Origin of the sequence: Roseibium album, from assembly GCF_965233825.1 — a bacterium.
Lineage (GTDB): Bacteria > Pseudomonadota > Alphaproteobacteria > Rhizobiales > Stappiaceae > Roseibium > Roseibium album.
On sequence record NZ_OZ247583.1, the window covers coordinates 4,844,244 to 4,856,384 of the forward strand.

The following is a 12,141-nucleotide window of genomic DNA, read 5'->3' on the forward strand; positions in this document are numbered from 1 at the left end:
TGGAAACGACAGCACAGTGCAAGCATGCAGAAAGACATATGAAGCATGCGTTCAAGGATGCAGAAACAGACATAACTGCAACTAGTTAGCCAATTGGCGCCACAGCATTTGCAAGTTTCATTGGCGCCATTTTATTGCCTTGCACCGTGTCTTATTGACAAGGCTCGATCAAGCCAGGATCGTTGCCCATCCTGGACGAATTGGCCTCCCGGCCGACACGATAGTACTTGAAACTCGATCCGAGATTGTCGGACAGAAGCGCCTTGGCATCGCACACATATAAAAGATCGGACTTATTTCAGAATTGGATGACTTTCGCCACAGAGTAGATCAATTAACCAAACCAAAAAGAGAGTGGTGCGCGTGGAGGGACTCGAACCCCCACAGGTCTCCCCGCCAGAACCTAAATCTGGTGCGTCTACCAATTTCGCCACACGCGCATAAAACCAATTCTCAACGTCATCCTAAAAGTAAGAATTCTTCTAGCGTATAGAAGAACCCTCACGCCTCGCGGCACCAGAACCTAAATCTGGCGTGTCTGCCAATTTCACCACATCCGCGTCGCGTCAGGCCGCTTGGCCCTGCGTCTAAAGCGGGGGTTCTATACCACCGCAGATTTGCCCGTCAAAGGAAAAAGATGCGTTCACCTGTGTCCAACGCTGCTCTTGTCCACAACTCCACGGATCACTGATTTGAGTGCAGGCGCGAGATCCTCGGCGGTAAGGCCCGGACCGGATTCCAGCCCCGCCTCCCCGTGAAGCCAAACAGCCTGGCAGCCGGCCTCGAAGCCCGGAACACCCTGGGCCAGCAGACCAACGGCAATTCCCGCCAGGACATCACCAGACCCGGCAGTAGCCAGCCAGGGGGGCGCATTCCGATTGATAGCTGCACGGCCATCAGGGGCTGCTATGACGCTGTCCGGACCTTTCAGCACCAGGATGGCACCGGACCTTTCGGCAGCAAGCCGGGCCCGTTGAAGTTTATCGCCGGCGATATCAGGAAACAGTTTGGAAAATTCGCCTTCGTGCGGCGTCAGCAGCACCGGTCCGGGGGACGACCGTATCATCCCGAACAAAGCGTCCGGATCTTCGGAAAAACTCGTCAACGCGTCTGCGTCGAGAACCATTGACCGCTTTGCGGCCAAAAGCGCTTCGACCACCGTGCGGGTTTTTGCCCCGACGCCAAAACCGGGTCCGATCAGCAATGCATTCAATCGCTCGTCCGTGAGGAATCCGGTGATGGAACCGGTATCTGAAACCTTCCTCAACATGACAGCGGTCAGATGGCAGGCATTCACCATCATCGCATCCGGTGGCGAAGCAAGGGTCACGAGCCCCGCCCCTGCCCTCAGCGCGGCCCCTGCAGACAGTCGCGCTGCCCCGGTGGATGACATCGGCCCACCGAAAACAACCGCGTGTCCTCTGGAATACTTGTGCGCGCTCGTCCCCGGACGTGGCCAGGAGCCCAACCAGAGCTCCGGACTGTTGCGGAAAGTGTCGGGAGAGATCTCCTCAAGCGTCTGTGCAAGAATGCCGATATCGGCAACCCTGGTTTCACCACACAGTTCCCTTCCTGGCAAAAGAAGATGTCCGGGCTTTGCCCGAAAGAACGTTACCGTCGCGCACGACTTGATCGCGCCACCGAGGATCAGTCCGCTGGCTCCGCTCACGCCCGACGGCAGATCGACGGCCAGTACCGGAACACCGGACTGGTTGACGAGTTCCACCAACTGTAGAACGGTACCGGCAAGCGGCCGGTCGAGCCCGGCTCCGAAAAGCGCGTCAATGACAAGGTCCGACGACCCGAGACTTGAGATAAAGTCGTCTGCGATATCATCGCCTTCGATCGCTTTTCCACATTGATTGCTTGCAACCGGACCGAGTCGTTCAAATGCCTCGAGCGCATCTCCCTTGAGTTCGGCAGGGTCCTTCAAAACAAAGATCCTGACGGCATATCCGGCGGCCGCAAGACACCTGGCCGCTATAAACCCGTCGCCGCCATTGTTCCCGGGACCGCACAAAAACAGCACTTTGTCGCCAGTGGCAACACGTTCTCCAACGGCGCGCGCGACAGCTTGTCCGGCTCTTTCCATAAGGACGATACCCGGCACACCGCTCTCGATAGTCAGCTTGTCCGCACGACCCATTTCCTCTGGCGTCAGGAGAGCCGCTTCGGAATTTCCGGTTTCGAATGTCATTTGGTATTATTGCTCCAGACAAAAAAGAACACGGCGGTCAGGGTCTGAATTTTACGGATTTCATCCGACTGATGACAAGCTAATCGATTTTCTGCCTATTTTTTTGTCGTTTCGCATAATTTTTGAGCAGCATCTCGTCAAGTCCCTGCGTGTGGCATCCTTTTTTGGATTCAAAATGCCGCTTTTCTTGGCGGAATTCCCGGACTCATGAAATAACGAAATCAACCACGCAAGGTTGGCACGCATCGTGCTTTCTGGGGCTTATCGGTTCGAACCGGTGAGCGGGAACGCTCGTCCCGGCCCACCGGACTAAAACGAGCCCGCCGACAAGTCCGGCCTGTTACGTGGAGAGAGAAACAAGGTGATGAAAAAGATCGAAGCGATCATCAAGCCCTTCAAACTGGATGAGGTCAAAGAAGCTCTGCAGGAAGTCGGCCTTCAGGGTATCACCGTCACCGAAGCCAAGGGCTTCGGCCGGCAGAAAGGCCACACGGAGCTTTACCGCGGCGCTGAATATGTCGTTGACTTCCTTCCCAAGGTCAAAGTCGAGATTGTACTGGGCGACGACATGGTTGAAAAGGCGGTTGACGCGATCCGTACAGCCGCCCAGACAGGCCGAATTGGCGACGGCAAGATCTTCGTTTCAAACATCGAGGAGGCCGTGCGCATCCGGACCGGAGAGTCCGGCATCGACGCCATCTAACCCTCAGAATTCCGGCATTCGCCGGTAATCCCAACTCCGGCTTCTCAAGCAGGGAAACGCCTCCTTGAGGGCCCGGACCAAAACCCAACCGTTCACAAGATAATCAAGGAATGGACATAATGACCACTGCCGCTGACGTCCTTAAGGAAATTCAGGAAAAGGACGTGAAATTCGTAGACCTGCGTTTCACGGATCCGCGCGGCAAGATGCAGCACGTTACCATGGATGTTGCACTTGTTGACGAAGACATGTTTGCGGAAGGCGTTGCCTTCGACGGCTCCTCGATTGCAGGCTGGAAGGCCATCAACGAGTCCGACATGATGCTGATCCTCGATCCGGAAACAGCACATATGGACCCATTTTTTGCGCAGTCCACCATGGCAATATTCTGCGACATTGTCGATCCGATCACAGGTGAAGGCTACAACCGTGACCCGCGCATGACTGCCAAGAAGGCAGAAGCGTATGTGAAGTCCGGCGGTTTCGGTGATACGATCTTCGTCGGCCCGGAAGCCGAATTCTTCATGTTTGACGATGTTCGCTTCAATGCGGATCCCTACAACACCGGCTTCATTCTGGACAGCTCTGAATTGCCATCCAACATGGGTTCCGAATACGAAACCGGCAATCTTGGCCACCGTCCGCGCACCAAGGGCGGTTACTTCCCAGTTCCACCAGTCGACAGCGCTCAGGATATTCGCTCCGAAATGCTGTCCGTCATGAGCGAAATGGGTGTTCCGACCGAAAAGCATCACCACGAAGTGGCTGCAGCTCAGCACGAACTCGGCATGAAATTCGATCATCTGACGCGCTGCGCCGACAACATGCAGGTCTACAAATACGTCGTTCATCAGGTGGCTCACGCCTACGGCAAGACCTCGACCTTCATGCCCAAGCCGGTCTTTGGCGATAACGGCACCGGCATGCACTGCCACCTTTCCATCTGGAACAACGGTGAGCCGACATTCGCCGGCAACCAGTACGCGGACCTTTCCGAAACCTGCCTTTATTTCATCGGTGGTATTCTGAAGCATGCCAAGGCCCTGAACTCCTTCACCAACCCGTCCACCAACTCCTACAAGCGTTTGGTCCCGGGCTATGAGGCTCCAGTTCTTTTGGCTTACTCTTCGCGCAACAGGTCTGCGTCCTGCCGCATTCCGTTCAGCTCCTCTCCGAAGGCAAAGCGTGTTGAAGTCCGCTTCCCGGATCCGACCGCGAACCCGTATCTGTGCTTCTCGGCCTTGCTGATGGCCGGTCTTGACGGCATCAAGAACAAGATTCACCCGGGCGATGCCATGGACAAGAATCTCTACGATCTCCCGGCTGAAGAACTGTCCGAGATCCCGACGGTTTGCGGCTCGCTCCGCGAAGCAATGGAAAGCCTTGATGCAGACCGCGACTTCCTGAAAGCCGGCGGTGTCTTCGACGACGACCAGATCGACGCCTACATCGAATTGAAGATGGAAGAAGTCGAGCGTTTCGAAATGACGCCGCATCCGGTCGAGTTCGACATGTACTACTCGGTCTAAGAACCACCACTCTTCAGACAGCGGAAAACCCCGGCCACTCGGCCGGGGTTTTTGTTTGAGCCAGGAACTTTCAATCCGAACCGTTGAGCCAATCTCTCAAGGAGGGCCGGCTGCGCCCTTTGTGCCCACGCATTGCCGGTGCCGAAATCATGGCATTCAGCACGGCTTCCTGGGTCGTTTCGGCCACCGCCTTGAACAGGGCATCGATTCTGTCTTCCTGCAATATCTCGCGCGCGACAAAGTCGCCTTCGATGAAATGCGGCACTCTGTACGCAGTGGTAAAAGCCAGTGAAATATCCCCGCTGCCATTGCCGTAAAAGGCTCCCAGTCGTCCGAGACCGGCGGCTGCTCTGCGTGCAACGCGCTTCAACTGGCGGCTTTCCAAAGGCACATCGGTCGCGACTACGATGATCACCGATCCCCGTTCTTCTGTTTGATCGGTATTATTCGGATGCGGCTTGCGGCCATCGGGAAGTGTCAGATCACCGGGCTTGCCGAAATTTGCCTGTACCAGCGTTCCAAGCGTGAATTGTCCCCGGTCGAGTTCAAAAACACGCGAAGCCGTTCCGATTCCCCCCTTGAAACCGAATGCGCTCATGCCGGTCCCGGCACCGACGTTGCCCTGCTCAAAGTCACTTGAGGCGGCTGCAAGCGCGGAAAACGCGTCTGCTTCAGTCAGTGCAATTGCGTTGATATCGCTTAGATAACCGTCGTTGCACTCCATGACGAGCGGATTGACAGTTCCTCCGGATCTGTCGATCTCCGGATTTTCGGCAAGTTCCCGCCGGATCAAGGCGTTGATGCCAGCGCCAATGCCAAATGTGTTGGTCAGCAGGATCGGCGTTTCCAAGGTGCCGAGTTCCTCGATCTGCATGAGACCGGCGCTTTTCCCAAAGCCGTTGATCACATCCGCAGCCGCGGGAATCTTTTCCAAGAAGATGTTACCGGAATGGGGCAGAACTGCCGTAAACCCGGTTCTGAGATTACCCTCAATAATGGTCTGGTGTCCCACCTTTACGCCAGGAACGTCCGTGATCCTGTTGCCCGCCCCGGGCAACATGTCACCGCAAACCAGACCATGGGCGCGCGCGGGAGAAGTGGTTTCTAAGGACATTGGGCACCGGATTCGAGAGACGATTTTCTTCATTGAATGGGAATTTGAACGCCCTCACAACACGAAAAAGCCTCCCGAGAAGGAGGCTCTTCGTTATGTCCGGTTTTCAGCGGCAGAGCCGCGAGGGTTTCTCAGGCTCAATAGCAGACCTGGCGGTACCCGACGACGACATACTGACGGTAATAGGGATCCCAGCGGCGGATAGGCTGATTCTGGCAGCGAACGGGCTGATAGTAACGCGGCTGGGCCTGAGAAGCGATTATGGCTCCTGCGGCAAGCCCGAGAATTGCACCTGCGGCAATAGCGCCTCTCCGGTTCTTGGCATATGCGTCGGTCGGCGACATGGCGACTGCCGCGGTCGCGACGGTGGCGACAGTAACGGCGGCGATAGCAAATTTACGAAACATAACAAGTCCTCTCAACTGATCCTTAGAAGTATCTTTCTCGCTGATGAAAAGACCTTACGATCAACTGGCGCGTCCTGTTGTGATAGTCATCACGCTACGTCACATTCACTTGAATCAATGAAATTGGCAGACAGGTCCGAAGCAAAGGAACTTCAACACAGACGGTCGTCATGTGAGTGATTTCGGGGTAACCAATCGGGTTCTGTATGGATCAAACGTCTGACCTGCAAGGCGACCTGCGGACTTGTGAGCCTCGCCGAAACAGCCCTGCATCACGCGGGAACATGTTGTGCCAAGTAGCGCGACACATAGGATTACTGGTCTGCCACGCTTCAAACCAAAACGACCGTTATTCGCTCGACTGCCGGTTTCGTTGACTTTCACTTTTGGCCACGGCACGCTGCCCTTCGTCGTAAATCGTCCGGAAATTTTCGATGCTCCAGGGTGCCATGATCGTCTGGTTTCTGCTGACGGCCGCCAGTCTCGTCTTCGTCATCTGGGATTCAGTTTTCAACGGTGTGACAAGCTGGGTTCAGAAACTCGCCTGGATCCTCGTGGTTGCCTACACCGGGCCTGTCGGCTGCTTTCTTTATCTGATGACCTGCCGCCGGCCATTTCCGGGCGGCCATGACGAATTCACCAAAAAGACATGGAAACAGTCGGTCAACAGCGAAATGCATTGCCTGGCCGGAGACGCCACGGGCATTGTCATTGCCGCCATGATTGTTCCCGTTTTCCATTTGACCAACGGATGGGACAGTGTCGTTGAGTACATTGCGGGCTTCATTTGCGGACTGTTCATTTTCCAGGCACTGATGATGCGCGGCATGTATGACGGCGACTATTGGAAAGCGGTACGCAAGACGTTTTTCGCAGAAACCGTGTCCATGAACTGCGTCATGGCAGGCATGCTGCCGACCATGATCGTGCTTGCAAGCGTCTGGCCCTCGTCAACAGAACCGTCCGGGCCGGAATTCTGGTTCCGGATGAGCGTTGCCTCGATTGTCGGTCTGTTCACGGCCTATCCGGTCAACTACTGGCTCGTGAAATCACATCTCAAACACGGATGCATGACCCTGCCCGGAGCAGACACACCGGCTCTCGGTCACAGATCTCCGGAACCGGCAATGTCCGGCCACCTGCACCAGGGGCATGAGGACGTGGCGCAGGACCAGCCACACCGGAAACACGATCGCTCCAGGATGGAAATGGAAAAATTGGCCCTGCCGACACAAGTAATTCTGATTGCCATCTCTTTCGCAATCCTGATCGTGGCCGGATTGGCCACCAGTCTTTTCGTGCCCGTCAGGTTTGGGTTGACCCACTGATCCGCGCGCAGGTCCGCCGTGCCGAAAGTTGGCGCAGAACCCGCACACCAGCCTGAATTCAGCCCTTCTGCAATTTACAACACTGATGTCTCGCGCTAGAGCACGTTTGATGACAGGCCAGTTGGCTGGAACCAAAGACAGGCACGGACGAAAATATGAGCAAGTTCAAATCGGACTTTCTGAACGTTCTCTCGGAACGCGGCTTCATTCACCAGATCTCGGATCCTGAAGGGCTCGATGAATTGTGTGTCAAGGAAACCGTCACTGCCTATATCGGATTTGACTGTACTGCTCCGAGCCTGCACGCAGGGTCTCTCGTTCCGATCATGATGCTGCACTGGTTCCAGAAAACAGGGCACCGCCCGATTGCCTTGATGGGCGGAGGAACAACGCGTGTCGGCGATCCGTCCGGCAAGGACGAAAGCCGCAAGATCCTCACCGAAGATGTAATCGAAGAGAACAAGGCCGGTATCCGGAAAGTTTTCGAGAAACTCCTGACATTCGGCGACGGTCCTGGCGATGCCATCATGCTGGACAATGCAGACTGGCTCCTCAAGCTGAACTATGTTGATTTTCTGAGAGATATCGGTCGGCACTTTTCGGTCAACCAGATGATCCAGCGGGATTCCGTTCGCCTGCGGCTTGAGCGGGAGCAGCACCTGTCCTTCCTGGAATTCAATTACATGCTGCTTCAGGGATACGATTACCTGGAACTCTTCCGGCGCACGGGCTGCCGCCTGCAGATGGGAGGTTCCGACCAGTGGGGCAATATTCTGTCCGGCACCGACCTTGTTCGCCGACTATCGGAACACGAAGCCTTCGCGCTGACTTCCCCGCTCCTCACGACAGCTTCCGGCGCAAAAATGGGCAAGACTGCGGCGGGCGCCGTCTGGCTCAACGAGGAACAGCTATCGGCCTATGATTACTGGCAATACTGGCGCAACACGGAAGATGCTGACGTCGAGCGTTTCCTGAAACTCTTCACGGTTTTGCCAATCGAAGAAATCGCAAGACTTTCCGCACTGGAAGGGGCAGAAGTCAACGAAGCCAAGAAAATTCTGGCAACAGAAGCCACTGCTCTCATCCACGGGCGTGACAAGGCGGAAGAAGCTGCGGAAACCGCACGCAAGGCTTTCGAGGAAGGCCAGTCCGCCGAAGGTCTTCCAACTGTCGAAATTCCAAAAGCGGATCTGGACGGCGGTCTCGGTGTCCTGTCCGCATTCGTGACTGCGGGTCTTTGCGCCTCGAATGGTGAAGTGCGCCGAAACATCAAGGGCGGTGCCGTCAAGATCAACGACCAGGGCGAGCAGAACGACAAGCGTATGCTCATGCCCGAGGATGTGATGGACGATGGCATCATCAAGCTGTCACTCGGCAAGAAAAAACACGTTTTGCTCAAACCTGTCTGAGTTTCGTTGGAACATTGAAATTGCCGTTACAACTCCGGCTTTTTCAGTTCTGCTGAAATTCGAACATTTTCCGGAAGATACCGGGGGCAATCGCGGATATCGGATTGACCGACAGCACCGGGTCCGACACCGACCCGGACAAACGATATGTTACACCGATAAGTCCTTCGCCCGAGTTGCCGCCGAGTGCAAAACCCAGGATCGGAATTTTCGCGAAGAAGTTGTTCAACGCATAAATCGGCACGAATGTTCCGCTCAGGCTCAATGTCTGTTCCGTGAGGTTCACTGTACCGCTGACTGTGCCGCCAAGCACATTCCCTTGCAGCGCACCCCGAATAATCGTCAGTATGTCGCCTTCGCGAGTGAAATTGATATCCATTGTGTCGAAGTTTGCAGAACCATCCGTTTCCCTCGCAGTGGCAATGGTACTGTCCGGATCAAGATTGGAGCGTTCCCGTTCACGGATGCTCTTGATTGCGGGATCCTCGGTAATTCGCAGTGACCGAACCTTGAAGTCACCTGCCCAACTGTCTTCATCCGCCATGGCCACGCTGAGAACACCCCTGCCTCCCTGCATGCGTTCATAAAAATCCAGGAATTTCAACGTCGCGCCCGTGTCGGCAAATTGGCCGGTTGCGAGCTGGCTCGCCCCTTGTTCAATGACCTTCAACTCAAAGTCGGACTGGCCGTTGATCTTTCCGTTCAAGTCCGCGGTTCGAAGTCCCTTGCGGCCTGTCTCGATCTTCCCTGTGAAACCTTGAAGCGTCTGGTTGTTGAACCCGGTCACGCGGTCGATCGACGCGGCTATGCGAGCACCCTCCTCAAAGTCACCTGCCCCCTGGCTGCCACCAGGACTTGTCAGGCTTTGTATCAACCCTCTGCCATCGAATGAACTTCCGGAAAAAATGATGTCATAGCGCCCATCCGTAGATCGCTGGATGGCAACATCCGCATTGTCACCCGGTCGCAATTTGAATGTATCGAATGAGGCTTCTATCAGTTCACCGGATTTGGAAAGCAGCATCGATCCGACAACACTTGCTCCCTCCGACGTAAGCCTGAAATCGCGAACCTGCTGAGCCTTTTCCGTCTCGACCAGCTTGAAGGTGGCCGTGGCCGGAACACCTTTTGCCTTTCGCCAGCCAAGCGCCTCCAGCTTGATAACGCTTTGCCTCAAATCTACGGAAAATGCCTGCCCTTCACTTGAACCGGCAACCTCCAGCCTGAGGCCACCGTCCAGGAAGGCGGTCAGGTCAATTCCTTTTTCTTTCAATTTCTTCGCGGTAACAGCGACAACGACATCCTGCTTCCCGGCAACGCCGGACTCACCAATCGGCACGACAAGATCAATATCAGCCTGCAATCCATCCAGGATGCCGTTGCCTTTGATTGCGACCTGACCGGGATTCGCATCGATCTGGACATCGGCGTTTTTGATTGTATGCCCCATGATGGGATTGGTATCGCTAAAGCCATCCAGCTGACCGCTGGCACGCCAATCGATATCTTCAACATCGATATTTTTTCTCAGGGGAAACAAAGCGACAACGTCGATGCTTCCGGTTCCGCTGGCTCCGTCTTTTTTCAACCCGACACGGTCAATCACACTGAGGGGTTCACTGTTTGCCACGGCCCCCAGATCTTTGGCAGCACCTTTTACATTTGCCGAAATCTTGGCGGTCTTGCCGTCACGAAGCGGTAGATCATAGATCTCGAACACACTGCCCGGGACTGTTACCTGTCCGCCGCTCGAAGCTGTCGCATCTCCATTGGAAGCGGAAACGGTCAGTACCTCATTGGCGACCGTCATGGTTCCTTCAAGCCCGGTCACTTCGGGCAAGTCACCGAACGGCGTGACGGCACCTCCTGAAAATGACATGGTCATACGCATGTCGTCACCGGACCAGCCTGCATCCGGGTCACGGTGATTGAAGGCCGGTGGCCTGATGGCAGCCGTATAGGAAAACTTGTCGACGGTTCCCTGCTTGATGTTTTCAATCACCCAGTTGCGCGCCGGCGGGACAAGTGTGATCGGCCAAACCTGTTTGGCAACGCCAATCGGGATATTTTCACCTTCGGCTGCGATCGCGAGATACGGCCCGTCCGCAGCAATCTGAATATTGGCCACCCCTTGAGCGATCGCCTTGCCCGACTTGGCAATAAAGCGGTCTACTGAAATCAGCCTGTCAACCGGATTGAACCTCGCACGGATCTTGACCCCGTCAAGCATCTGCGGCGGCTCTTGCACATCGGATGAACCAAACTGGGGGTGGTCCATGTCGATGCCGACATTCCAATCCATGCCACCGTCTGCGTCAGGCTCGATCAGGCCGGTAAAGAAGATCCGGGTGTTGCCGCGGATAACATGGGACTTTGTGACTTCAATGGCTTCCTGCCCGCCCTTGAAGAGCAACGACAGAGCAGCATCGTCGAAGGCGACGATCGTTTTTCCGAGCTGAAACCATCCGTTTCGAACACGGCCAACCACATTTGCCGAAACAAAATTGCCGTCCCCGTCTAGACGCGTTTCAACCTTTGCCGAGGCTGGCAAACCAAGGCCCTTGCCTTGTCTTTCCAGAGCGTCAGGACCCAGCAATTCGGCAAGTGTGATACCATTCACCACCACACCGATGTTTTTGCCTGATCCGTCTTCCGGAGCACTTCTGGCTAATTCCAGACGCCAAGTCGAGACGTTTCCCGTGACCTTGGCATTGGCCCGTATAACCCGATTTTCGCGGCGCACGACATCAGCGTCGATTCCCTCGAAGCTGCGCGGAAATGCTCCCGCCAATTCGAAGGACCCGTTTCTTATCTTGACGAACCTCAGTCCGCGTCTTGCAAATTGGTCGTCGACGACATCACTCGTCCGGTCGACGGCCTCCATGAGTGGACCGATTTCAGGAACCTTGGCCGGACCGCCTTTGAGCGCAACACGCACGCGCGGTCTGTCAAGCAGCAGCGAGGAGAACCGCAGCTTGCCGGCCAGCAGCTCATCCCGGTCGAGCGGAACGACGAGCCTCGGCAAACTTATGTTGACCGGTGCAGGCCCTCCAATATCGACGGATGCATCTTCCAGAATGATCTCGATACCGTCGTGAGCTGTGAAATCAATGCGCGCCAATTCGACGGAAAGCTGCACGGGACCACGCGTACCCTGTGATGCAAGCAAACTTCCAAGAAGAGGGATCCGCACCGGTCCGGAGGCAAACAGAATTGCAAGGCCTGCGACCACGCAAATAACAACGAAAGCCGCCAGGTACCAGAAGCGTCTGCGAAATCGTCTCTGCGTACGGGTCTTTTCCTGCCTGGTATTGCCGCCAGATCGTCGAAACAAATTCAGTCCATTCTCCTGACCGTTGACAGCCAACAGGCCCGCGGCCTTTGCACAGCCTCAAATACCTGCTTCAACGCGCATTGAACGAGTCGCAGCACGTCCTATGATACTTCGAATCTC

Annotated in this window: 8 protein-coding genes and 1 tRNA gene; 4 read left to right on the forward strand and 5 right to left on the reverse strand. The window is 55.5% G+C overall.

The features are described from left to right. Nucleotides 1-355 precede the first annotated feature (355 nt). Together ACO6TI_RS22090 and ACO6TI_RS22095 are read right to left on the reverse strand one after the other, a co-directional pair. A tRNA-Leu gene (locus ACO6TI_RS22090) sits at nucleotides 356-440 on the reverse strand. Between the two features lie 203 nt (nucleotides 441-643). After that, entirely contained in the window at nucleotides 644-2,197 is a 1,554-nt protein-coding gene (locus ACO6TI_RS22095) for an NAD(P)H-hydrate dehydratase (protein WP_422383387.1), read from the reverse strand. A 364-nt stretch (nucleotides 2,198-2,561) separates the two neighbouring features. Here ACO6TI_RS22095 and ACO6TI_RS22100 point away from each other — a divergent pair, with 364 nt between their 5' ends. Together ACO6TI_RS22100 and glnA are read left to right on the forward strand one after the other, a co-directional pair. After that, on the forward strand, nucleotides 2,562-2,900 hold the full coding sequence (locus ACO6TI_RS22100; RefSeq protein WP_029061908.1) for a P-II family nitrogen regulator: 339 nt from the start codon (nucleotides 2,562-2,564) through the stop codon (nucleotides 2,898-2,900). 119 nt (nucleotides 2,901-3,019) lie between these two features. Beyond that, on the forward strand, nucleotides 3,020-4,429 hold the full coding sequence (glnA, locus tag ACO6TI_RS22105; protein WP_055121213.1) for a type I glutamate--ammonia ligase: 1,410 nt from the start codon (nucleotides 3,020-3,022) through the stop codon (nucleotides 4,427-4,429). A gap of 70 nt (nucleotides 4,430-4,499) precedes the next feature. Here glnA and ACO6TI_RS22110 read toward each other — a convergent pair whose 3' ends face one another. Both ACO6TI_RS22110 and ACO6TI_RS22115 read right to left on the reverse strand, forming a co-directional pair. Further along, nucleotides 4,500-5,543, reverse strand: coding sequence for a P1 family peptidase (locus ACO6TI_RS22110; protein WP_422383388.1), 1,044 nt, complete (start codon nucleotides 5,541-5,543; stop codon nucleotides 4,500-4,502). A gap of 137 nt (nucleotides 5,544-5,680) precedes the next feature. After that, the gene (locus ACO6TI_RS22115; RefSeq protein WP_055121149.1) at nucleotides 5,681-5,950 is read right to left on the reverse strand and encodes a hypothetical protein; all 270 of its coding nucleotides are present in this window, start codon (nucleotides 5,948-5,950) and stop codon (nucleotides 5,681-5,683) included. Between the two features lie 434 nt (nucleotides 5,951-6,384). On the opposite strand from ACO6TI_RS22115, the gene ACO6TI_RS22120 reads away from it, so the two are divergent. Both ACO6TI_RS22120 and tyrS read left to right on the forward strand, forming a co-directional pair. Then, nucleotides 6,385-7,278 (forward strand): DUF4396 domain-containing protein, encoded by an 894-nt coding sequence (locus tag ACO6TI_RS22120; protein WP_422383389.1) that lies wholly within the window; start codon nucleotides 6,385-6,387, stop codon nucleotides 7,276-7,278. A 155-nt stretch (nucleotides 7,279-7,433) separates the two neighbouring features. Then, entirely contained in the window at nucleotides 7,434-8,687 is a 1,254-nt protein-coding gene (tyrS, locus tag ACO6TI_RS22125) for a tyrosine--tRNA ligase (RefSeq protein ID WP_422383390.1), read from the forward strand. A gap of 43 nt (nucleotides 8,688-8,730) precedes the next feature. Here tyrS and ACO6TI_RS22130 read toward each other — a convergent pair whose 3' ends face one another. Next, nucleotides 8,731-12,021 carry an AsmA-like C-terminal domain-containing protein gene (locus ACO6TI_RS22130; RefSeq protein ID WP_422383391.1) on the reverse strand — a complete coding sequence of 1,097 codons (3,291 nt, stop codon included), beginning with the start codon at nucleotides 12,019-12,021 and terminating at the stop codon, nucleotides 8,731-8,733. Nucleotides 12,022-12,141: the final 120 nt, after the last annotated feature.